At 54.1% G+C, this 21,873-nt stretch carries 19 protein-coding genes and 2 pseudogenes; 7 read left to right on the top strand and 14 right to left on the bottom strand.

Annotated features, from left to right (window positions below; all coding sequences use genetic code 11):
• Positions 1 to 154: 154 nt before the first annotated feature.
• From ACOYW2_RS05160 to ACOYW2_RS05150, 3 genes are all read right to left on the bottom strand, one after another.
• Positions 155 to 1,219, bottom strand: coding sequence for a BCCT family transporter (locus ACOYW2_RS05160; protein WP_482770982.1), 1,065 nt, complete (start codon positions 1,217 to 1,219; stop codon positions 155 to 157).
• Complete coding sequence (locus tag ACOYW2_RS05155) at positions 1,137 to 1,715, bottom strand: BCCT family transporter (RefSeq protein WP_482769641.1); 579 nt, start codon at positions 1,713 to 1,715, stop codon at positions 1,137 to 1,139. Before ACOYW2_RS05155 ends, ACOYW2_RS05160 begins: the two co-directional genes overlap by 83 nt.
• Positions 1,716 to 1,957: 242 nt before the next feature.
• Positions 1,958 to 3,382 carry a trimethylamine methyltransferase family protein gene (locus tag ACOYW2_RS05150; protein WP_482769640.1) on the bottom strand — a complete coding sequence of 475 codons (1,425 nt, stop codon included), beginning with the start codon at positions 3,380 to 3,382 and terminating at the stop codon, positions 1,958 to 1,960.
• 561 nt (positions 3,383 to 3,943) lie between these two features.
• Here ACOYW2_RS05150 and ACOYW2_RS05145 point away from each other — a divergent pair.
• Positions 3,944 to 5,293: a sigma-54 interaction domain-containing protein gene (locus ACOYW2_RS05145; protein WP_482417161.1), complete on the top strand. Its 1,350-nt coding sequence runs from the start codon at positions 3,944 to 3,946 to the stop codon at positions 5,291 to 5,293.
• Positions 5,294 to 5,323: 30 nt separating this feature from the next.
• Here ACOYW2_RS05145 and ACOYW2_RS05140 read toward each other — a convergent pair whose 3' ends face one another.
• From ACOYW2_RS05140 to ACOYW2_RS05120, 5 genes and pseudogenes are all read right to left on the bottom strand, one after another.
• Positions 5,324 to 5,590, bottom strand: coding sequence for a DksA/TraR family C4-type zinc finger protein (locus ACOYW2_RS05140; RefSeq protein ID WP_180145741.1), 267 nt, complete (start codon positions 5,588 to 5,590; stop codon positions 5,324 to 5,326).
• Positions 5,568 to 7,091, bottom strand: a complete 1,524-nt coding sequence (locus ACOYW2_RS05135) for a uroporphyrinogen decarboxylase family protein (protein WP_482769639.1) — start codon at positions 7,089 to 7,091, stop codon at positions 5,568 to 5,570. Before ACOYW2_RS05135 ends, ACOYW2_RS05140 begins: the two co-directional genes overlap by 23 nt.
• 300 nt (positions 7,092 to 7,391) lie before the next feature.
• Positions 7,392 to 8,024, bottom strand: coding sequence for a corrinoid protein (locus tag ACOYW2_RS05130; protein WP_180145735.1), 633 nt, complete (start codon positions 8,022 to 8,024; stop codon positions 7,392 to 7,394).
• 143 nt (positions 8,025 to 8,167) lie between these two features.
• A pseudogene (locus ACOYW2_RS05125) lies at positions 8,168 to 9,688 on the bottom strand (BCCT family transporter); the annotation flags it as partial.
• A 225-nt stretch (positions 9,689 to 9,913) separates the two neighbouring features.
• A complete protein-coding gene (locus tag ACOYW2_RS05120; RefSeq protein ID WP_482769638.1) occupies positions 9,914 to 11,443 on the bottom strand; it encodes a trimethylamine methyltransferase family protein in 1,530 nt (509 codons plus the stop codon).
• 920 nt (positions 11,444 to 12,363) lie between these two features.
• Here ACOYW2_RS05120 and ACOYW2_RS05115 point away from each other — a divergent pair.
• Positions 12,364 to 14,373 carry a TonB-dependent receptor gene (locus ACOYW2_RS05115; RefSeq protein ID WP_482769637.1) on the top strand — a complete coding sequence of 670 codons (2,010 nt, stop codon included), beginning with the start codon at positions 12,364 to 12,366 and terminating at the stop codon, positions 14,371 to 14,373.
• Positions 14,374 to 14,819: 446 nt separating this feature from the next.
• Here ACOYW2_RS05115 and ACOYW2_RS05110 read toward each other — a convergent pair whose 3' ends face one another.
• The 3 genes from ACOYW2_RS05110 to ACOYW2_RS05100 all read right to left on the bottom strand — a co-directional run bounded on the left by ACOYW2_RS05110 (position 14,820) and on the right by ACOYW2_RS05100 (position 18,821).
• Positions 14,820 to 15,356: a hypothetical protein gene (locus ACOYW2_RS05110; RefSeq protein WP_482421976.1), complete on the bottom strand. Its 537-nt coding sequence runs from the start codon at positions 15,354 to 15,356 to the stop codon at positions 14,820 to 14,822.
• 888 nt (positions 15,357 to 16,244) lie between these two features.
• Positions 16,245 to 18,392 carry an RCC1 domain-containing protein gene (locus ACOYW2_RS05105; protein WP_482769636.1) on the bottom strand — a complete coding sequence of 716 codons (2,148 nt, stop codon included), beginning with the start codon at positions 18,390 to 18,392 and terminating at the stop codon, positions 16,245 to 16,247.
• Between the two features lie 282 nt (positions 18,393 to 18,674).
• A complete protein-coding gene (locus ACOYW2_RS05100) occupies positions 18,675 to 18,821 on the bottom strand; it encodes a hypothetical protein (RefSeq protein WP_482769635.1) in 147 nt (48 codons plus the stop codon).
• Between ACOYW2_RS05100 and ACOYW2_RS05095 the strand changes: the two genes are divergently transcribed.
• The 5 genes and pseudogenes from ACOYW2_RS05095 to ACOYW2_RS05075 all read left to right on the top strand — a co-directional run bounded on the left by ACOYW2_RS05095 (position 18,805) and on the right by ACOYW2_RS05075 (position 20,436).
• Positions 18,805 to 19,536, top strand: coding sequence for a terminase large subunit domain-containing protein (locus ACOYW2_RS05095; RefSeq protein WP_482769634.1), 732 nt, complete (start codon positions 18,805 to 18,807; stop codon positions 19,534 to 19,536). The genes ACOYW2_RS05100 and ACOYW2_RS05095 overlap by 17 nt on opposite strands.
• A gap of 68 nt (positions 19,537 to 19,604) precedes the next feature.
• A pseudogene (locus ACOYW2_RS05090) lies at positions 19,605 to 19,766 on the top strand (type II toxin-antitoxin system HicA family toxin); the annotation flags it as partial.
• Positions 19,763 to 20,005, top strand: a complete 243-nt coding sequence (locus ACOYW2_RS05085; protein WP_482423891.1) for a hypothetical protein — start codon at positions 19,763 to 19,765, stop codon at positions 20,003 to 20,005. The pseudogene ACOYW2_RS05090 and the gene ACOYW2_RS05085, both read left to right, overlap by 4 nt.
• Positions 19,938 to 20,093: a toxin-antitoxin system HicB family antitoxin gene (locus tag ACOYW2_RS05080; RefSeq protein ID WP_482423667.1), complete on the top strand. Its 156-nt coding sequence runs from the start codon at positions 19,938 to 19,940 to the stop codon at positions 20,091 to 20,093. The genes ACOYW2_RS05085 and ACOYW2_RS05080 overlap by 68 nt, the downstream gene beginning before the upstream one ends.
• A 46-nt stretch (positions 20,094 to 20,139) precedes the next feature.
• Positions 20,140 to 20,436, top strand: coding sequence for a HigA family addiction module antitoxin (locus ACOYW2_RS05075; RefSeq protein ID WP_482769633.1), 297 nt, complete (start codon positions 20,140 to 20,142; stop codon positions 20,434 to 20,436).
• Between the two features lie 79 nt (positions 20,437 to 20,515).
• On the opposite strand, the gene ACOYW2_RS05070 is transcribed toward ACOYW2_RS05075, so the two are convergent.
• The 3 genes from ACOYW2_RS05070 to ACOYW2_RS05060 form a co-directional block, all read right to left on the bottom strand.
• Complete coding sequence (locus ACOYW2_RS05070) at positions 20,516 to 20,698, bottom strand: Ada metal-binding domain-containing protein (RefSeq protein WP_482770981.1); 183 nt, start codon at positions 20,696 to 20,698, stop codon at positions 20,516 to 20,518.
• A gap of 75 nt (positions 20,699 to 20,773) precedes the next feature.
• Positions 20,774 to 21,379, bottom strand: a complete 606-nt coding sequence (locus ACOYW2_RS05065) for a hypothetical protein (RefSeq protein ID WP_482769632.1) — start codon at positions 21,377 to 21,379, stop codon at positions 20,774 to 20,776.
• Between the two features lie 75 nt (positions 21,380 to 21,454).
• Positions 21,455 to 21,841: a PH domain-containing protein gene (locus tag ACOYW2_RS05060; RefSeq protein WP_482769631.1), complete on the bottom strand. Its 387-nt coding sequence runs from the start codon at positions 21,839 to 21,841 to the stop codon at positions 21,455 to 21,457.
• Between the last annotated feature and the right edge of the window lie 32 nt (positions 21,842 to 21,873).

The following is a 21,873-nucleotide window of genomic DNA, read 5'->3' as shown; positions in this document are numbered from 1 at the left end:
TACTCCTTCTCAGTGGTTGTGGTATGCCGCCTCCCGGCAGGGGCGAAAGGGCTCCACGGAGCCCTTCCGCTCGCTCCATGGGACCATGGGTTGATTCGGTGGTGCCGGGCACCTGCCGAATCATGCGTTGTCGGTTTCAAGCGCCTTGGCGTCCTTAAGAGCCGGAAGTTCGTTCTGGATCAGGTCTTTCACCAGGGCCACGATGCTCAGGACCATGATCATGAAGTAAGGCACGGAGCCCACGATAGTAGCGGTCTGCAGCCCCTTGAGGCCCCCGGAGTAGTTGAAGACCACGGTGTAGCAGGCCCAGGATCACCCCGAAGGTGACGGTGAGCCAGTACCCGGCCTTGGGATCTTCCACGCCCTCTATGCTGCTGGTGGCAAAACGCGCGGCAACGTAGGTGGCTGAATCGCAGGAGGTGATGAGAAAGGAAAAAATCAGGATCAGGGAGACGCCGGTCATGACGTGAAAAAGCGGCAGGTGTCTCAGGGTCTCGAAAAGGGCCATGGCCAGGTCCTGGTTGATCACCTCGCTGACGTTGATGTCCTGAACAAATTGCAGGTGCAGGGTGGTGCCCCCGAGGGCGGCGGAAAAGATAAAGGAGAACAGCGGGGGCAGGATGACCACGCCCAGGATAAACTCCTTGATGGTGCGGCCGCGGGAGATCCGGGCGATGAAGGCCCCCACAAAGGGCGCCCAGGCGATCCAGAAGGCCCAGAAGAAAACGGTCCAGCCGCGGGTCCAGCCGTCGTTTCCGAAAAGGGTGGTGGCAAAGGAGAGCTTGGGCAGGTCGGTCATGTAATCGGAAAAGCCCATCCACAGGGTTTTAAAAATGTAGGCGGTGGGGCCGAAGACCACAAAAAAGGCGATGAGGACAAACATCAACACCACGTTGAGGTTGGACAGGTGCTTGATGCCCTTGGAGACCCCGGTGATGGCCGAGACCACGAAGGCAAGTGTCACCAGAAGAATAAGAACGGTGGTGGTGTTGGTTCCGCCGGGAATGCCGGTGAGGGAGCTGATGCCGCTGGCCATCTGCATGCCCCCCATGCCAAGGCCGGTGACCACCCCGAAGATGGTGGCCCAGGCGGCAAAGGCATCCACCACGCGCCCTGCCATGCCGTTGGCGTGCTTTTCACCGATCAGAGGAATCAGGGACCGGGAGATCATGGCGCCATGGCCCCTTCGGTACTGAAAGTAGGCAATGGCAAGGGCCACGATGGCGTAGATGGCCCAGGCGTGGATCCCCAGCGAAGAAAGCAGCAGCATCGAAGGCCGAGGCGGGCTGCGGGAAGGCGTTGGCGCTCTGGCCAGTGGGGGGTGCCGCCATGTGGACCAGGGGCTCGGAGACGGACCAGAAGATCAGACCGATGCCCATGCCTGCGGAAAAGAGCATGGAGAACCAGCTGAAGGTGGAGAACTCCGGCTTTTCATCGTCCCGGCCCAGCCGGACCTTGCCGAAAGGAGAAAAGGCGATGGCAATGCAGAAGAGGAGGATACCGGTGACACCGAGCAGGTAGGTGGATTGAAACGCTTTGAAGACGAAGCCGACGGCGGTGTTGCTCACCGTGGCCAGGGCCTGGGGCCAGAAGGCCCCGAGCACCACAAAGGGCACGGTCAGGGCGATGATGATATAGAAAATTGCCGGATCGAGCTCTTTTCCGAAGTACCGTCTCAAAAATCCATCGTTTGGGTGGGGACCTACTTGATTCATGGTATCTCCTCATTGTGTGGTTGATGACACCGGATCTTTGTGCCTGGAAAAGAGACCGGCATGGAGGCAGAGCCCCTCGTGTACGACGGCCCCGGCCATGCCTGATCGGGCAGGGTTTCTTTTCAAAGGACAAAGGTCCGTATGGATCTGGGACATCTTTGGCCCTATTTCATGAATCTTCCGTAACGCCGGTGCTTGCCTTGTTCACAGCACAAGCCAGCACCGGTTCGAAAGTTGTTAAGTTATGCGGCAAACTCTCCTTTGTGTATGTACTGTCTCAGGTCATTTTCAATGGTCGGGTCGATGTCGGGCTTGACGTAGGCTTCGAGCCGTTTCTGGACCTGGTTGGAGGCATTTTCAAAAAAGGCGTCCCTGTCTCCGGCAGCCCACTTTTCATAGGAGGTGCGAACGGCGACATCCGGGATATAAAATTCGGTGCGGCAGCGTTTGGCCGTCATAGGATCCATGATGTAGGTGCCGCCGGAGCCGATGCGGTGGATGGCGTCCAGGGCAAGGGCTTCATCGCTCAGGTCCAGGGGCGCCATGGCCCGTTTGAGCATCCCGCCGATCTCTTCGTCCATGATAAATTTCTCGTAACTCAAGGCCGTGTAGGCGTTTAAAATACCGCAGGCCTGGTGCATGTAATGGACCCCGGAGAGCAGCCCGGCCATGATGGTCATGGCAGACTCAATCCCCGCCTGGGTGTCCGGGAAATGGGCATCGCTGAGGCCGCCCCCGTACCGGCAGGGCAACCCGTAGTAGGCGGCCATCTGGGTGGCGATGCCCAGGAGTTTCAAGAGCTCGGGGCTGCCGATGCTGGCGCTGCAGAACCTGAGGTCTGCGGCGCAGGAGGTCCCGCCGCAGACGCACGGGGTCCCCGGCCTCACCAGCTGCGCCAGGACAATGCCCGCAAGACTCTCGGCCATCTCCATCACCGCGGTCCCTGCAAGGGTGATGGGCCCGCTGACCCCTGCCATGACCATGCTGGAAATAAGCAGGGCCTGCCCTCCCCGGGCATAGGTGATCAGGCCGTCGGCTGCGTCAGGATCGTAGGTCAGGGGCGAGGTGGGGTTCACCGAGATAATGGTAAAAGGGGCTTCACTTGCCGCTTCCCGGCTTCCCCACACAATGGCTCCCATGTCCATGGCGATGAGGGCGTTGGCCTTGCAGCAGGGGTTGCCGGTCATGGGCATGTCCGTCAGGGTAAAGGCGGCGGCGAGCTGCTCGGCAGAGGCTGTTTCCGGGGGAAGGTCCTTGGCAGGGACAATGGAACTGGCCGTCATGTCCAGAAAAGGCGAGGTTTGAACCAGCTTGGTGAGATCTGTGGAATCCTTCCAGGTGGCGTTGCGACGGGTGCCGGAGGCATCCATGATAAAGGGAGCGCCCCAGCCCGGACTGAGAACGAAATGGTCGCCGCCGATGCGAACGGACTTCTCCGGGTTCCTGGCCCGGATGGTAAACTCCGACGGAGCAGTCTCCAGGGCTTTCATGACCTGGGCCTCCGTAAAGAACACCTTGCTTCCCTCCACCAGAAAACCATGGGCCGTAAAGATCTCGAGGGCCTCCTCGGAGTTGAAGACGATGCCGGTGCGTCCCAGCACGTCCAAGGTGGCGTGGTGAAGGCGCTCGATTTCCTGATCGGTAAGGGACTGAAGTCTGTTCTGCATGGCTGAGTACACTCCTTTGCATGGTGCCACACACCGTGGCTGTTACTGATCCGGACATTGGGATGTCGTTGTGAAAGAGCAACTTGTATGCCATCAGGGGGACTTCGACGAGGAATGGAGCTATATCAAGGGCGTTGGAAGCCGTTCTCACGGGGGGCCGCGGGCAAAGCGATGCGAAAACCCATCGTCTTTTCCCGCAGAGGTTGAAAAAACAAGTGGTTATGCAAGGCGGCATTGGCGATGGGTTTTTGCATCGGCACCGAACATGTGAAAAAACACCGTTTTGCAGAATTTTCGCGGTTTCGAAAATGTAAAAATGCATCGAAAGAAAGGCAGCCCCTCTAAAAAAACGCCCGGCCGTGGAGGCAACTCTCCACAGGTCCGCCGGAAGGAGGTCATGAGTGACCACTGTTTGTTTATGGGACCCTGGTTATTGACTTTGGGGGCTCCGGCACGCTATGTATTTGGCATCACAGTCAGGATTTCAGCTTATGGTTTGCTTTATTTTCTTCTCTATTACTCGTTTATAGGCATCGAATCCTGATGGGGAGGGCATTGGTGATGGGAAGCATTTTAAATTCCGCACCCCACGGGATCTGGGTGTGGGATGGGTTTGGCCGGGTGATCGCCGTGAACAAGACGGCGGAGAAATACGGCAGGGTTGACGAGAAGTCTCTCATTGGAAAGTGTTATCTGGAGCTGATTCGGGACGGGCTTTACGACCGATCCGTGGCCCATGACATTTTTCGGACAAAAACCCGTGCGTCTGTCAATTCACGCTCCATGCGCACCGGGCTCCTGACGCGCAACACCGGCATTCCGCACGTGGATGAGCGGGGTGAAGTCTATCGCATTGTGGTTACGGAGACACCTGTCAACGGAGCCGGTGAGGTTCGGCCCCTGTCGGACTCCGAAGCCATTGACGCGCTGTTGAACGAATCCTTTCACGACCCCACCATGGTTCGGGTGGGAAGCTGCGAGGTCGTGGCCCGAAGTGAGGCCTACCGCAACACCCTGAAAAAGAGTTTCAACCTCGCAGACAAAGGGGTATCCCGGATCCTGATCCTCGGGGAATCGGGTTCAGGTAAGGGGCTCCTGGCACGCGTTATCCATGAGAGAAGCGCACGAAAATCACACCCCTTTGTCCAGATCAACTGCGCTGCTGTTCCGGAAAACCTCCTTGAAGCCGAACTCTTCGGGTACGAAGGCGGTGCCTTCACCGGAGCCAGGGCCCAGGGCAAGGCAGGCCTTCTGGAGAAGGCCAACGGCGGTACCATTTTCCTTGATGAAATCGGAGAGATGCCCCTGTCGCTCCAGGCAAAGCTGCTGAAGTACTTAGACGACTTCCAGGTGATGCGCCTGGGCGGGACCCAGGAGACCAAAGTGGACTGCACCCTGATCGCGGCCACCAACTGCGACCTGGCCACCCATGTGAAGAAGGGACGGTTCCGTGAAGACCTTTATTACCGAATCAACGCCTTCAGCGTCCCCATCCCGCCCCTGCGGGAACGCCCGGAAGACATTCCCGTCCTCTTCGAGCATTACCTTGCGGCCTACAATGAGCGGTACGGCTCCAAATGCAAGCTCTCCCCCCTGCTGGTGGAGAGCCTCCGGAGCTACCCCTTCCCCGGCAATGTCCGGGAACTGAAAAACATCGTCAAACGGGTGGTCGTGCTTGGGGAAACCGAGGCCCTGGATGGGCAGGTGGCCGCCTTTATCAGGCAACGGCCCTCTTCCGACACCTCACAGCCCCTGAAAGCCCAGGTCGAGGCCTTTGAACGTGAGCTTTTAAAAAAAGCCATGGTCCTTCACCCCACAACCCGGGCCCTGGCCCAGCACCTGGGCATCGACCAGTCCAGCGTGGTGAGAAAACTCAAGAAGCACGGGCTCAATGCCGGGCGCCAGGGGTAGCTGCACGGTGAGCCGCCCTGAAATCTGGCCTCAGCGAAGCTGGCTGTCCTTGCTGCCCCGCCGGTTGATGGCTGAGGCACGTGTCTGGCGTTGCTCTTCCTCCTGCTGGCACGCAACGCACAGGGTAACGCCGGGTATGGCCTTGCGCCGGGCTTCCGGGATCTCCTCCTCGCACAACGCACAATGGGTGAGACCGGGGCCCGTGGGCATCATCTCGCGGACCCGCTTTACCTCATCGCCGATACTGGCATCGATCTGATCGTTTACGGCCCCGTCACGGGCCCATCCTACAGCCATCCTCCCTCCTTGCATCACACCATGGTTTCCAGGCCTTTTCCTTAAGCAATATCCCCAACAAAAACAAGCCTTGGGCCAATAAAAAACCCCGAACCGTTAAGGGCCTCGGGGTTTTTCGTTGCCACGCTCCGGTTGCCTTCGGCAAGCCGGGGCTTACTTCATGGCGGCGTTGATCTCTGCTTCGAGGGTCTCGCTGGTGGGGATCAGGGAGACGTGCTTGATCTCGCCGTTCACCAGCATGGCCGGTGCGTTGGCAAGGCCCACCCGGTTCATGAAGGCGACGTTTTCGGGTACATGATGGAGCGTTCCACCACCTTGACCTTGTCGCCGAAGGGAGCGGCAGCGTCGTTGGCGGAGGCGGGGACCATCCCTCGCAGGCCGCGCAGGTCTTGGAGTCAATGGTGACCACTTCGATGAGGACGTGGTCGAGGCTGGCGTAGTCCGGCAGCTCGATCTCCGGAAGCTCGTCTTTTTTCACATAGGCCTCAAGGGCCTTGCGGGTGGCCTCCTTATTATGGACGGCCATGCCGATCCCCACGATGTTTTCCGGGGGAACGTTGAAGGGCACGTCGCAGCCGGGGGCCAGGATGAAGTCCTTGGTGCCCAGGGCGTCCATGAGCTCGATGGCGGCCTTCTGGTTGTCCTGCTGGGTGCCGAAGAGCATGGTGATGGTGAGCTGAAGGTTGCCGGAGATGAGGATGCCGTGCTCGTCGGTGACCTTCTTGGCTTCCAGGATGTCCACGTTTTCATCGATGGCGATGGCATCGGGCCGGGTCTCGCACATGGCGGAGATGCTCTTTGTGGCGTCGCCGCACACAAAAAAGGTGGAGGGCACGCCCTGGGTCCTGAGCTTGTTGTAAAAGGCCGTATAGGGCTCGGTCAGGAACTGCTTGAAAGAGACCGGAGAGATCTGGGAAACCAGGGGATCCACGGCACCGATCACATCGCATCCTGCTTCAATCAGGAACCCGGCATACTCGCTGACCACCTCTTCGCAGTAGTTGATGAGCTCTTTGACCTTGTCGGCGTCGCCGTACATGTCCATGAAGATGTTGGTACCGCGCAAATGGGACGCCAGGGTCAGGGGGCCGCACACCAGGCCGTAGAGGGCAATATCGGGACGGGCTTCCTTGAGACGTCGGGTGGCCTCCATGATGATGGGAATGCGGCCGTCCTCTTTGGTCAGGCGCTTGGTGGGAATGGTAAAATCGTTGGCAAGGGGGTGGCTGCACACCGTGGGCGGGGTGTTGGGGTACCACTTCAGGTCGCATCCGAGGATCTCGGCCTCCACCTGCAGGTCGAACATCACGGGCAGTCCGTCCGGCGCATACTGCGCCACCGCTTCCAGCAGGCACTCGACGAGCTTGTCTGCGTCCTTGAAAATTTCATCTGCGGCATAGCCTTTGAGGTTCGCGATCTGGGCACCGGTGTAGGGGACCCAGGGGGTGCGGGGGACATCGTTGTGGTTAAGGGCGTTCAGAATCAAGGACTTGCCGTCCATGGGGTACCTCCGATCAAAAAAAACATGTATGTACGGGCCAGAAACAAAATCCGGCGATGTTGCTTAAAAATACAGGGAGCCTGCCGCATCCACGCCTGTCCCAAAGGGATGGGGAAAAAGCGTGGATACAACAGGAAAAACGTCACTGTTCAGCTTATGCCTCCGGCGGGTCGCTTTTTTGAAAAAAAGCTCCGCAAAAAACTTTCCTGATACAAAATCAGGCAAAACTATTTCGGCAGGTCCGCCGGAGGCGTTTTGGCGCTGAACAGTTCCATGCGCCATTGCCTTGGAGCATTCGGATTAGTGAAGAACCAGCTGTCGGGCGACTTTTCCGGCGTCTCCGGCATCGGCGGCAAAGGCGTCCGCCCCGATGCTTTCGGCGTACTCCTGGCTCAAGGGGGCGCCCCCCACGAGGATTTTCACGGAGTCACGGATACCGGCCTCTTTAACCGCTTCGATGGTTTCTTCCACGTTGCACATAGTGGTGGTCAAAAGGGTGGAAAGGCCAATGATGTCTGCGTTGTGCTCTTTGGCCGCCTCCACGAAGGCCTCCTTGGTGATATCCACGCCCAGGTCCACCACATTGAAGCCCGCGCCTTCCAGCATGATGCACACCAGGTTTTTCCCGATGTCATGCAGGTCCCCGTGCACCGATCCGATGACAATGGTGCCGATTTTTGTGTCGGCCTCACCGGTGAGATGGGGCTTCAGGACCTCCACGCCGGTTTTCATGGCCTGGGCGGACATGAGCATCTCCGGCACAAAAGTCTCCCCGGCGGAAAAGCGCTCACCGACTTCATCCATGGCCTTGATGAGTCCCTCCTGGAGGATGGTGTTTGCGTTGGTCCCTGCCTCGAGTTCTCCGTTGACTTCGCTGACGACTTTGCCGGCATCAAGGCCGATGACGGCCTGGAATATATCTTGGATAGCCATTTTTTTATTCGTACTCCTTGCAAAAAAAAGACAAAAAACACCGGGGCGTGTGGTTGGATGGCCCCGGTGCGTGGTGCTTGCTTATTCGCTGTGGGAGGGGGCCAGCGCGCCGCCTCTTCCTCTGCTCGTTGTTGAATCAGGTCTTTGACCAGGGTGACGATGCCCAGGATCATGACGATGAAAAAGGGCACGGACCCCAGGATGGTGGCTGTCTGGAGGCCCTTGAGGCCGCCGGAGTAGTTGAACACCACGGTCAGGAGCCCCAGGATAAGCCCGAAGGTGATGGTCAGGCGGTTGTTTGCCTTGGGATCGGAGACGTCAACGCCGCTGGTGACGAATCGGGCGGCCACGTAGGTGGCCGAGTTGCACGAGGTGATGAGGAAGAAGAAAATCAACACCAGGGAGAGCCCTGTCATGAAATGAAAGCAAGGCAGGTGCTTCAGGGTCACGAACAGCGCCATGGCAAGGTCCTTGTTGATGGGATCACTGACGTTGAGGTGCCTGACAAACTCCAGGTGCATGGTGGTCCCGCCCAGGGCCGCCGAGAAGATAAAGGAGAAAACAGGCGGCAGGATAATCACCCCGAGGATAAACTCCTTGATGGTTCGCCCCTTGGAAATACGGGCGATGAAGGCACCCACAAAGGGGGCCCAGGCAATCCAGAAGGCCCAGAAAAAGACGGTCCAGTTACGGGTCCAGGTGTCGTTGTCGAACAAGGTGGTGGCAAAAGAGAGCTTGGGAAGATCAAGCATGTAGTCGGAAAAGCCCATCCACAGGGTTTTGAAGATGTAACCGGTGGGTCCGAACACAGCAAAGAAGAACATCAAAACGATCATGAACACGACACAGAGGTTGGCCACGAACTTGATCCCCTTTGCCACGCCTGTCACCGCTGTGGCGATATAGGCAAAGGTCACCACCAGAATCAGGGCCGTGGTCAGGTTGGGCCCTCCGGGAATGCCGAACAGGCTGCTGATGCCGCTGGCCATCTGCATGCCGCCCATGCCCAGGCCCGTAACCACACCAAAAATGGTGGCCCAGGACGCGAAGGTATCCACGAGGCGGCCCACCAGGCCGTTGGCGTGCTTCCTGCCGATGAGGGGAATCAGGCAGCTGGAGAACAGGGCGCCCTCCCCTTTTCTGAACTGAAAATAGGCCAGGGTCAGGGCCACGACGGCGTAGACCGCCCATGCGTGGAAGCCCCAGTGAAAAAAGTAAAGCTCAAGGCCCAGGCGGGCCGCTTCAAAGGTGTTGGCCTCACCCGTGGGGGGAGCGGCCATGTGCACCAGGGGCTCGGCAACGGACCAGAAGATCAGGCCAATGCCCATGCCGGCGGAAAAGAGCATGGAAAACCAGCTGAAGGTTGAAAACTCCGGTTTTTCGTCGTCCTTGCCGAGGCGCACCTTGCCATAGGGAGAAAAGGCAAGGGCCAGGCAGAAGACAAGAATCCCTGTGACTCCCAGGAGGTAGGTGGACTGAAAGACCTTAAACACATAGCCCACGGCGGTTCCGCAGACCTTGCTCAGAAGGTCCGGCCAGCCGGCGCCTAAAACAACAAAGGGCACGGTGAGGGTAATAATAAAATAAAAAATGGTGATGTCTAACTCGGCACCGAAGTACCGCTTCAGCACGCTTTGGTTTTCCTTACATCCGTCCTGTAACATACAATGTCCTGTCATAGTGGTTGGAATGCGCGGCCGCCTCTCGCTCCATACAAGAGGTGCGGCCGCAGTATGATTGGATGACCCGTAGCCCGGATATGTCATGTGCCGCCTGATTCCACGGTCACTGGCATCAATTCATCGGCGTTGCGTTTTCCCATGGGATATCCGGGTGAGCCCTCGTCTTTCACGGGTCGAGCCACCCTTATGTCTCATGAAATACCCGGGTCAGGCTGCGGTGGTGGCTGAACCGCGCCGTGTTTCGATATAGGCCTTCAGATCCTTTTCAATGGCAGGGTCCATGTCCGGCCTGGTGTAGGCGGCCAGGCGCTCCTGAACGTGCTTCGCGGCGGTATCGAGCATCTGAGGGCTGCCCTCCTGCACCCATTTGGTGTGGTTGTTGCGATAGGCCAGGGTGGGAAGGAAAAATTCCGTGCGGCAGCGCATGGCTGTCATGGGCTCCATCAGGAAGCTGCCGCCGGCCCCTATGCGGGTAATGGCATCCAGGTTCAAGGTCTCATCGGTGAATTCCACGGGTTCAAGGGCCCTTCGAACCATTCCGGCCAGCTCTTCGTCCATGACGAATTTCTCCAGGCTCATGGCGGTGTAAGCCCCCAGGATGCCGCAGGCCTGGTGCATGTAGTGGGTCCCGGCAGCAAGGCTCAGGGCGGTGGCGGGGAAGCCAGAGATCGCCGCCTGCATGTCTGAGCAGTGGGCATCGGTGAGCCCGCCGCCGTAACGACAGGGAAGGCCGTAGTAACGGGCCATCTGGTTGGAAATGTTCATCAGCTTCAGGAGCTCGGGGCTGCCGATGGTGGCGGCGCAGAGACGAAGATCGGCCCCGCAGGAGGTGCCCCCGCAAACACAAGGGGTACCGGGGCGCACAAGCTGGGCAAGGACGATGCCTGCAAGGCTTTCGGCCATCTCAATCACGGCGGTTCCGGCCAGGGTGATGGGGCCGCTGAGGCCCGCCATCACCATGCTGGAGATGAGAAGGGCCTGGCCGCCGCGGGCAAGCTCGATGACGCTGCCGGCTGCCTCGGGGCCATAGATAAGGGGAGATGTGGGGTTGATGGAGGTAATGGACACCGGGCTTTTGATGACCTCCTCGCGGCTTCCCCACACAATGGACGCCATCTCCAGAAGCTCCACGGAGTTCTGCCGACCGGAGGGGTTGCCGGTGAGGGGCTTGTCCGAATAGATGAAGGTGGAGGCCAAAAGTTCGGCCGATGCGGATTTGGGATCAAGATCCGGAGGGGCCACCATGCCGCTGGCGGTCATGTCGATATACTGCGATCCCTGCACCAGCTTGAGGAGGTTCTCCACATCGCCCATGGTGGCCGAACGCCGGGTGCCGTCGGCATCCATCACAAAAGGAGCCCCCCAGCCGGGACTCAGGGCAAAGTGATCCCCACCGATGCGAACGGATTTTTCAGGGTCCCTTGCGCGGATGATGAACTCCGACGGAGTGGTCTCCAGGGCTTTTTTCACCTGCTCTTCCCGGAAGAAGACCTTGTTCCCCTCCACCTTGAAGTCGTTTGCCTTGAAGATCTCGAGGGCCTCGTCGTCTTCAAAGATGACCCCTGTGGATCCCAGCACCTCCATGCAGGCGGCGTGAAGTTTCTCTTTTCCGGCGTTATCCAGTGTTTGGAACCTGTTCAGCATGTCACCACACTCCTTGTATCTATTCTGTCGACCTTGCGGTTGATTGAAATCAGAAGAATAATTTATCGAAAACCGGATAACAGCAAGACACATGCCAAATTGAAATAAAAAAATTTGATAATGATAATCAGCGGGTTTGGCGGCGGGCTATGTTACGGCAGAAGGAGCGTTGATGCAAACATGCATTTTATTTCAGGCAACAGGCCGGATTCTTGGCATTTTATCTGCTTTGATGTGCCAATGCATTTTTGCATAATCTCTCAACAGGGCGTGTTTCAAAGGGTTTTTCCAAGGAAGGGAGGCGTGCCAATGCAGTTTTGCATTAAATGTGCCCCATCAGAGACCGCGCCCACGGCCTGCTGGCCCAATCAAAGCCCCCTGCCTGATACCTCGAAAGCGGATCCTCCCCCTCAGAAATAAGGACCATCATCGATGATTTCGTATCCATGCATAGCCCGGATATTTCACGAGTCGAGTGCACCCATATTCAAGGCATCAGAGCTGCAGAAGTCGTGGTTTTATAAAAGCTCTGATAACGCAGAAGATGGGTGCACTCGGCCCGCCCGAAGGGTGAGTATATCCTCTACTTTGAAAGGCTCTGACCCAAACGGATACGGTCCCACCGCACCCATAGTCCACACATCAACGATACAATAAAAAACCCCGCTGCATGTAAATGCAGCGGGGTTTTTGCTGGTGCCGAGTCTTTTGCATATGAATGGGCTAAACCGAAAGCCCGCCGCAGAACCGGCAGTATCAGCGTACCCTTTCATTCACTCTAAAAAGACATTTCGTATTGACTATTTCAATTGCTCATATTAACGTCCTTGGAGCCAAAAATAAATTTCGACACCCCAAACAAATCATCCCCCCCGCCACAGTGACACTGCGTAAATGCTGGGGAGTTGCCCCACACCAGGCCTTTTCCATGGGAAGGGGAGGTGGGAATACCGTTTCCTCTGTTGCATCACCACATGCCGGCCCAGCCATACCGAAAAAAGGAATTCAGACACATGCGCACCACCATTCTCCCAGCAACTGCTCTCTGTTGCCTTTTGATTTTCGGCAACGCCTTCGCCCACGACAACAACACACCCGAACCCCGGGCATTGAAAGAAGTGGTGATCACCGCCCAGAAACAAAGTGAAGATCCCCAGGCGATCCCCATCAGCCTCACCCTTCTTGATGCCACTGACGTGGAGGACCGGGAAATAGGCGTCCTCCGGGACGTCAGCAATTACACCCCGTCTCTCATGATGTTTGACCTGGGCTTCTCCACCACCTCCCCCCCTTCCATCCGGGGCCTTTTTGCCGACGCCATTACCCTGGAGAGCACCATGGGTGTCTACGTGGACGGCGTCCCCATGACCATGGGCATCGGCATCAACGACCCGATCCTGGACATTGAGCGCATCGAAGTCCTCAAAGGCCCCCAGGGGACACTCTACGGCAAGAACACCGAGGCCGGCGTTCTCAACATCATCACAACGGAACTGGACAACGAACCCACTCGGAAGCTGAGCGTGCGGGCCGGCAGCGACAACCTGCGCGAGGCCTCTGCGTCCATCGGGGGGCCCCTCATTCAAGACAAGCTATTCCTGGGCGTCTCACTGCGCCACTATGAAAAAGACGGGTATGTTAAAAACGTTCTCACAGGGGATGAGGTGGATGACCGGGAACACAACTATGGAAAGGTAAACCTGCGTCTTGCCCCCACCGACACCCTGGACATCACCCTGATCAAGAGCATCGTGAGCTTCGACGATGGCGCAGGAAGCCTGGGGAACACGTTCCAGCCGGACCGGGAGGTATCATCCGACCTGGAGGGAGAGAACACCTCCAGCAACGACCTCACCAGCCTGAAGGTCCATGGGGACCTCACCCCGGACGTGGCCATCGATTCGGTGACCACCCATCGAAGGTTTCACGGCGAACAGGTCCAGGACAACGACTTCACCTCCAACCCCATGCTGGAGCGCCACCTTTTTCTGGACAACGTCTACACAAAAAGCTCCCAGGAGCTTCGTCTCAGCGGCACCTCAGGTGCCCTCAGCTGGCTCATGGGGCTGTATGGAGACATCTTTAAAAACGACATCGATGAACGGTGGACGGGCACCATGCCCATGACCGTTCTCCAGACCATTGACGGGGACTCCCTCGGCATCTTCGGCCACATCAACTACGGGCTCACGCCCCGCCTCAACATCATCGCAGGCCTCCGCTACGACGATGAAAAAAAGGAACTCGACGACAAGACCAAAGGCCTGACCGAGAAGAACACCTATGACGAAGTCTCCCCCAAAGTGGCTGTCAACTACCATATCACGCCGGACATTATGGGATATGTCACCATCGCAAAGGGTTACCGCTCCGGCGGATTCAACCCATACGCCGTTGCCGGCTACCCCACAACCTATGACGAAGAGACCCTCTACTCCTACGACATCGGGTTCAAATCCCGGCTCCTCCAAAAGCGGCTGACCCTTAACGCCAACCTCTACTACATGGATATATCGGATATGCAGGTCACGGCCCACATCTCCAAATCGAGCCCGACCCATACCTACACATCCAACGCGGCTGAAGCCACCTCCCAGGGCGCAGAGATCGAATTCACGGCACTTCTGGGAACAAGCTTCACCCTCTTTGGCGGCCTCGGGCTCAATGAAACCACCTTTGACTCCTTTGAAGACGCCCTGGGCAACTACAGCGGCAACGAAAACCGGTTCGCCCCCAGATACAGCTTCAATTGCGGCCTGGCCTACCGCGACGCCCGGGGCCTCTTTGCCCAGGTTGATGCCACCGGCTACGGCGACATGTATCTGGACAAAACCAACACCACAAAGCGGGATGCCTATGAACTGGTCAACGTCAAGTTGGGTTACGAAGCCCAGTCCTTCGATGTCTATCTCTACGGCCGCAATGTGTTTGACACCACATACGACACCTTAGGCTTTGCAGGGATCTACAACATCTACTCTCCCCCGGCCGAGTGGGGGGCCCGTGTAACCGTCCGATTTTAGCCCACGCCGGATTGAACATAAAAAACGACACCAGTTTCAGCGCCCGTTGCCTCCGGTAATGCTACCGGAGGCCAAGCTGTTGAAACATTCTGGCACACTCAATAGATTCGATAATCGGGGCCACAAGCGCAGACAACAAGCCAGCCGCAGCTACCTCGCGCGAAAGTAGTAGAATACGTCGTGCACACCGAATTCCCGCCAATCCCACCACACATTTCTTTACCTGCCTGCGAACAAAATACAGATTTCCTCCACAGGCAAAAAACGACCCATTCCTATTCAGATCTCAGATGACCTCATCAGGCTGAATGATGAAATAAAAAACCCCGTTGCCTTTGGAGGCAGCGGGGTTTTTGCTGGTACAAGATCTGTTACGATATACAATAAAAATGGATCAGCCCGATAGATACGAAGAGTGCAAGGTCTGGCCAACCACCTTTTTTCTTTTAACCTTTAGTAGAAGCCAAGACGTTTTTATTTATCAATGAAACGGCTTCATTTACCTTATCGATATCAACGGTGACGTTTTCGATAACACTGCGTTTAAAGGACAATCCCCACAAGGTGTCGCCACCGTTCTGGACATTCAGCGCCATCTCTTGCTTCAGCATATATATTGCGGTCAATACCCCGGCAATAACCAATGAGGCAATGGCCGCGGCCGCCCCAGCTTCCACAGATAAAGACACCCCACCAAACAAAACGGCAATGATAGCAAAGAACAATGCCTTAGGTTTTTGAAAGCCACCAATAACTCCGGTCATAGCAACCAATGGAATGTTGATGGTTTGCCTTCCAAAAAAGCTGGATTGAGTGACTTCAACCCTTTCGTCATTGCATTTAATTTCAGTTGTAGGGTCTATCTTCATCAAAGACAGCAAGAAGGCGACAAGACCTCCCTGCCGACCGATAACATGCAGACAGTCTTCACCGTTTTTAGCCTCTTTGTTCAGATGAAATTTCTTCAACACCAGTGCGGCCATCTTTTCCTCCTTTTAAAACAACTCATATCATCCACAACAGTAGCAACACAGGGCGCGGAACCGATTGCGTTCCGTGAGAATTCACATTCCTCACCCTGTCAAACCATACTCAACAGCGCACCATATACATAATTTTAGCTTTTCATCAACAAGAATTAAGCAAAAAAACAATCTCCACAACACTACTTATCGGGGCTCTTGCATTCTCATGAAATCTTTACTTATTTGATAGGCACCTTGCTCAAATCAAACGCCGAAATTACAATCAACGACATCTTTCCTTGATCTTGGTCAGCCCCCCAGCTTATCGCACATCTGGAGAAGGTCCTTATCATGCGGTTTCCTGGATTATTCCATTGGAATTCCGGCTTTCATCGATTGTCCAGTCTACACCAAAGGCATTTCAGGGCGTACCTTGGCAGCAAGTACTGAACGTCCACACCAGTAAGTCCAAACGAAGATAACACACTCTTACGGCAACGCTAAAGCCTCAACGGGATCCACATCCGCCGCACCCATTAGAGGCCAAGAAACAAAACGCCATCCATAAAGTCATGAAGTCCATTAAGAAACTGAGCAGCTTACGCAACATCTACTCTACTTGCCCAGCGGTCGCGAGGCTCACTTCAAACGCAAAAAGGTTCCCTGCCACAACGACAAGAAACCTTTTTTAAGACACTGAAACCGTACATTCAATTATGATACCCTGATCAAAAATCGAACTCGTACAGCCTTGCGACTGAGGGGTTTCAAGTTTCTAAGAGAGCACTATTAAATAGCGCACTTACGCCAAACTATAACGAAAAAAGCCTGCTAATCTCCACCCAAATGATATTTCAGTGGGCACTGAATTTACTTTTTTGGGGAGAGAACATGCCACTTCATCGATTACCAGGGAAGCAAAACAGGTTTAGGGTTCCAGGCATTACCGTCACCGAGTTGCCCATGGGTGTTCAACCCCCACGCATGGAGTGTTCCATCGGATTTAATAGCCACGGTATGATTAGGTCCGGCTGATACAGAAGACCAGTTGTTGTCGTCTTCAATTTGAGTTGGCATTCTCAAGATTTTAATAATATCATCTTGAATATAATGGCCCCAGAAGTAAAGCCCACCATTATCACTGATAGCTACATATTGGTCATCGCTTGATGAGATAGTAGCCCAGTTACTATGGATACCTACAGCGTGGGGGGTATCCCCACCAGCTCCGCCAGAAGAGAGCATATAAGACCGTCCACATTCATAAATTCTGCCATTGCTTTTAAGCGCAATAGTTGAATTAGGGCTGGCAGAAACAGCGACCCAGTCATAATCGTCGCCTACTTGCATGGGTTCAGTTCGGTCAGCTAATGTTCCATCGCCAAGTTGTCCACATTGATTGTTGCCCCATGTATAAAGAGAGCCATCAGTTTTAATGGCCACAGTGTGGTCGTCACCAGCAGAAACTGAAGCCCAGTCATTATCGTTTCCTATTTGAACGAATTTATACTTATCTACAGTTGTCCCATCTCCGAGTTGACCATACGAATTATATCCCCACGAATGGAGCGTTCCGTCCGTTTTAATCGCTACTGTATGGTTCTTTCGACAAGAGACAGAGGCCCAGTTATTATCCTCTCCTATCGGAAATGGACAGGTTGACATTGCCAGTAAACTATCACCTATCAGATAGTTTATAGCTCCCCATCCATATAGGGTTCCATCGGATTTAATAGCTATAGTTTTATATTGCCCACAAGACACAGCAACCCAATCGTTTTCACAGCCAATACGAGTGGGAACTTGCTTGTCTAAACCCAATCCGCTACCAACTCCTGAGCCCCAAGCATAAAGGGAGCCATCCGTCTTAATTGCAGCTGTGTGAGTTTCACCTGCAGCAGCAACAGCCCAATCGCTTTTTGTTCCTATTTGGACAGGCTTAGGCTTTTTAAGCGTAATTTTATCATAGAGCCATATATTTGGTTTTCTTTTTCTTCCCCAAGAGCAAAGCGTACCATCCTCTTTTAACGCGACCGTTTGGTTGGAACCGGCTGCGACTGCTGTCCAATGATTATCCTTGCCAACCCTTACAGGAAGTTTTTGCGCTGAATATGTTCCATTACCATGTTCGCCGTGTTCATTATCTCCCCACGCATAGAGTGTCCCATCTTTTTTCATTGCCATCGTATGGGACCATCCTGCAGAGACTGAGGCCCAGTCCTTATCATTTCCAAGGGGTGATGGGTTTTCCAACACCCTATCCTCGGGGTCACCAAATTGTCTACCCCAAGAAAAAAGTGACCCGTTCTTTTTTATTGCCACCGTGTGGATACTGCCCGTAGATATGAAATACCAATCTTTTTCGCTGCCAATTTGAACTGGCGTAAGTCTGTCTTCAAGGTCTCCTGTCCCGAGTTGACCTGTCCAATTTCTTCCCCACGCATAAAGAGCACCGTTTGTTTTGATAGCGATTGTATATTCATCGCCAGCTGAGACAATGGCCCAATCATTGTCGCTGCCAATTTGCATAGGATTTGTTTTATCATCTGTTGATCCGTCGCCCAACTGTCCATAATAATTCCACCCCCAGGCATATAGTGTACCATCGGTTTTGATCCCCATAGTATGGGATCTTCCAGCTGATACTGAAGCCCAGTTGCAATCATTTCCAATTTGAATAGGAGTGTGTTTATCTATTGTTGTTCCATCACCAATTTGCCCAGAGGAATTAAATCCCCAAGCCCATAAGGTTCCATCATTTTTGATTGCTACCATATGATGGCCTCCGGCTGATACAGAAAACCAATCACTATCCATGCTGGTTTTTATAGGAGTGTCTTGTGGAATTGTTGTATCGTCTCCTAATTGTCCAAAGTAATTGTTTCCCCATGTATAAAGCGTTCCATCGCTTTTTATAGCTGTGGCACAATTATCTCCTACAGAAAGAATCGATTGTTCACTGCTAACAGCATTCTCATGATTTATCGTATCTCCACCGTCACTTTCACATCCGGCAAATACTACCATTAAAAGAATCAAGATCTTTTTCATCATGTCCCCCATGAGTTGATTTCGACTATTTTTCATCTTTCCAGATAGATAAACATTGTAACTATATCAAAACATCAGTATCACACAAGAAGTAACAAGTGCAAAGAAACTTCTGTACTCACGGCCATTATAGTGACCCTGCACCCCACTTCATTTCTGCAAAAAAATGCTCCAAACCTATCAAAGGTGAGGTGTGGAGGAATGAAATTCTTAAGAGGTGGCGGGGCGTTGGGGGTGTGGTGGAAGGAGAGAGTCAGGCGGCTGGATCAGCCGTCGATTTGTGTTTTAGCCCAGGATGGAGTCGATGTCAGATTTTACAACGGCCACGATGATGGCCTTGGCAGCCAGCGTGCCGGCCGCTGAAGACTCGCCGGCCCCATAGATCTTCCTCTCGGCCACCCGGGCCCAGGCCGAGGTGTTCCGACGGTACATCGTGGGCATCGCCCGGCAGCACTTCGACATCGAGCTGTCCGGCAACCCCATCATACTCAACACGGAAAAAGGCCCGGCGGAGCTGCACTTCCTCTCCAACAAAGCCAAATCCGTCCAGAGCCATACGGGCAACGTGTACATTGACGAGTTCTTCTGGATCCAGAAGTTCAACGAGCTCTACAAAGTGGCCTCGGGCATGGCCTCCCAGAAGCGATGGAGAAAAACCGTCTTCTCCACCCCGTCCGCCGTCACCCATGAGGCTTACGACCTCTGGACCGGGTACCGCTCCAACAAACGGTTCAAGAAAAAGCGGGTGGAGTTCCCCGGCTTCAAGGAGATGCAGTCCGGCATCCTCTGTCCGGACAACGCCTGGCGCAAGCTCATCACCCTGAACGATGCCGAGGCAGGGGGCTGCGATCTGTTCGACCGCAAAGACCTGGAGCTGGAGTACTTCCCCTCAGAGTTGGCGGAGACCTCTTCGGGGTCCGGCATCGACGACACCTTCGGGGTGTTCCGCTTTGCCGACCTGGAGGCGTGCCCCACCGATATCTCCCAATGGAAAGACCTTGACCCGACCGCCCTTAGCCCCTTCGGCAACTGCCCGGTCTGGGGCGGCTACGATCCCTCGCGCCATCGGGACGATGCCAGCTTTGTCATCGTGGCCCCGCCCTTGAAACCCGGCGGCACGTTCCGGGTGATCAAGCGGTTCAAGTAGGTCAACAAGATCCTTACCAGGCCTGTAAGTGGCAACATCAAATGGGCCGACATTGAGCGCTTCTTAAGGAGCTGGGGGCAAAGGTTAGCGAGCGCGAAGGCTCCCGCATCGGTGTGGTGCTTTTCGGAGAGATCCAGGTATTTCACAGACCGCACCCATCGCCGAACACAAACAAAGGTGCGGTTGCTTCTATTCGAAAATGGCTTGAACGTAACGGGATAAAACCATGAAGAACGTGATGACCATAAACGGCTATAACGCCGTGATTAAATATGACCCAGAGATCGATAGCTTCTGTGGGGAGTTTGTCGGCCTTAACGGTGGTTCCGATTTTTACGGAGCCACTACAAATGAGCTTCGCAAAGAAGGGGAAATTTCCCTTAGGGCTTTCCTTGAGATGTGTGAAGAGGAGGGGATCAACCCACGCAAGGAGTATTTCTGGAAAGTTCAACCTGAGGGCCCCACCTGAATTACATGCCGAAATCGCAACCAGAGCGGCGGCTGAAGGCCTAAGCCTGAACCAGTATTTGACAAATCTGCTCAGAGACCGGATGTAACGCCTTAGAACGTGGTGAAACGTCTGATTGCCATGAGGAAATGCGTATGAAAGATTTTAACCCGACCCACCCCGGCGAAATCCTTCTCGAAGAATTCTTAAACCCATTGGGGATAAGCCAAAGATGCCTGGCAAAGGACTTGGGCGTTCCGGCCATGCTCGTGAACAAAATCGTCCATGGAAAAAAGGGCCTCAGCGCCGACACCGCCCTGCGCCTGTCCCGGTACTTTTGTACGTCCGTAAAATTCTGGATAAACACCCAATCCCATTATGATGTTGAGATGGCAAAAATCACCCTGGGCGACACGCTGACCGAGGTAAAAATTTACGCTGAAATACCATAAAAAAGTCCCCGCTCGATAGAGCGGGGACAGAAAAGAACCATAGTCATCCATCTGAATAGAAGAAATGGCTATGAATTATTCAGGGCTGGCAAATCTGGCAAGCCCTGTAGCCCGCTGAAACAGCTTCTTCCCTTGTTTCAAAAACAACCGTACAGTTTTTACACTTGTAATATCGGCAAGAGGACTGAGGGAACACATGGGACCTCTTGTTTCCGTGGTAGGGCCCCAAAGAAGCAGCCGAAAGACCGATTGTCAAAAGCATCAGGGACCCAACCAGAAAAAGTAGCCAACTCTTTTTCTTCAAAGCCGCAAATGCACCTTTCATATGACCACCAGCCTAACTTTTTATCCAACCCATCATCACCATGCCAATAACTGCCATTTCGCTAACTTTTTGGTTAGCATACATTTTCTCATTTTCGACAGGATCAGGATTCTTTTCTGTTGCCTTATCCATAAATACGACCAACTCTTTTGCGTAAGGCTTCATGTCATCCATAGATCGAATTTGATTCTGAATCGCCGGAATGAAGGCCTCTTTGCTCCATAAAGCCGCGAACATACCGCCTGCCGTGGCTAATTTATTGGCATAATCAGCATCTTGCCAGCCAAGCGCACCTCCAGAATTCAAGTTACCACCGGTGTACCATTCTTTTTGGGGTGCTGGGTTTGTTGCTGTCGTATTCGTGGACGTATTCGTGGACGTGGACGTGGGCGTATTATCCGTAGCAGCAATCAAAACAATTAACGCCACAGCACATGTTAAAAAAACCTTCGGTTTCTTGTCGAATTGCTCACTCTTCCAAAGTCCATAGAGCCCCACTGGAAAAAAAACAATCAAAAACAAAATCACTTTTCCCTTCTGCTCATACCATGGGAGCCCACCCCACTGGGGCACAGACGCATTAGCCTGATCATCATTTTTTTTTCCAAATTCATCCATGTCTTCTCCTTCATACCAAGTTCAATCAAAACAACAAAGCCGGGCCGCACTCACAGCCCGGCCCCATCAAACTCATTACATAAAAATTTTTTGATTTATAAAGGCATTGACCTTCGTAACATCCACACCTTTTGTAAATTGGAGTTCGCAAATACCAAACCCTGAACCGCAGATCTTCAATTCGGCATCCAAATCTAAGGTTCCCGAGTTCTCCAGAGAAAAGGCGGAAATAGACTTCCAGGGAATCGAGGAAACGCAGACTTTCTTCCCGCGTAGTCCCTGAGGGTCAACAACGATCAACCTTAAATCAGTAAAAATAAGTGCGTCTCTGATTCCTTTGAACTCCATCTGGACTGTCTCGTTCTCCATAAGGAAGTTATCATACTTGCTTTTTGACGTTCCAATTTCGACGGGGTTACCGATAAACTTTTTTTCAATAAAAGCACTTGGACCTTTAATCAAAACTTCACTCCTTAGATATAAACTCCCAAAAC

It is taken from the genome of Desulfoluna sp. CLI2B (genome assembly GCF_056847375.1).
This window is presented reverse-complemented; position numbering and strand designations above follow the sequence as displayed.

Bases quoted from the DNA above. Each gene is read 5' to 3' on its own strand.
- ACOYW2_RS05155 (WP_482769641.1), bottom strand. From the start codon at position 1,715: ATGAATCAAGTAGGTCCCCACCCAAACGATGGATTTTTGAGACGGTAC.
- ACOYW2_RS05150 (WP_482769640.1), bottom strand. From the start codon at position 3,382: ATGCAGAACAGACTTCAGTCCCTTACCGATCAGGAAATCGAGCGCCTT.
- ACOYW2_RS05145 (WP_482417161.1), top strand. From the start codon at position 3,944: ATGGGAAGCATTTTAAATTCCGCACCCCACGGGATCTGGGTGTGGGAT.
- ACOYW2_RS05140 (WP_180145741.1), bottom strand. From the start codon at position 5,590: ATGGCTGTAGGATGGGCCCGTGACGGGGCCGTAAACGATCAGATCGAT.
- ACOYW2_RS05135 (WP_482769639.1), bottom strand. From the start codon at position 7,091: ATGGACGGCAAGTCCTTGATTCTGAACGCCCTTAACCACAACGATGTC.
- ACOYW2_RS05130 (WP_180145735.1), bottom strand. From the start codon at position 8,024: ATGGCTATCCAAGATATATTCCAGGCCGTCATCGGCCTTGATGCCGGC.
- ACOYW2_RS05120 (WP_482769638.1), bottom strand. From the start codon at position 11,443: ATGTGTCTTGCTGTTATCCGGTTTTCGATAAATTATTCTTCTGATTTC.
- ACOYW2_RS05115 (WP_482769637.1), top strand. From the start codon at position 12,364: ATGCGCACCACCATTCTCCCAGCAACTGCTCTCTGTTGCCTTTTGATT.
- ACOYW2_RS05110 (WP_482421976.1), bottom strand. From the start codon at position 15,356: ATGGCCGCACTGGTGTTGAAGAAATTTCATCTGAACAAAGAGGCTAAA.
- ACOYW2_RS05105 (WP_482769636.1), bottom strand. From the start codon at position 18,392: ATGATGAAAAAGATCTTGATTCTTTTAATGGTAGTATTTGCCGGATGT.
- ACOYW2_RS05100 (WP_482769635.1), bottom strand. From the start codon at position 18,821: ATGTACCGTCGGAACACCTCGGCCTGGGCCCGGGTGGCCGAGAGGAAG.
- ACOYW2_RS05085 (WP_482423891.1), top strand. From the start codon at position 19,763: ATGAAGAACGTGATGACCATAAACGGCTATAACGCCGTGATTAAATAT.
- ACOYW2_RS05075 (WP_482769633.1), top strand. From the start codon at position 20,140: ATGAAAGATTTTAACCCGACCCACCCCGGCGAAATCCTTCTCGAAGAA.
- ACOYW2_RS05070 (WP_482770981.1), bottom strand. From the start codon at position 20,698: ATGCTTTTGACAATCGGTCTTTCGGCTGCTTCTTTGGGGCCCTACCAC.
- ACOYW2_RS05065 (WP_482769632.1), bottom strand. From the start codon at position 21,379: ATGGATGAATTTGGAAAAAAAAATGATGATCAGGCTAATGCGTCTGTG.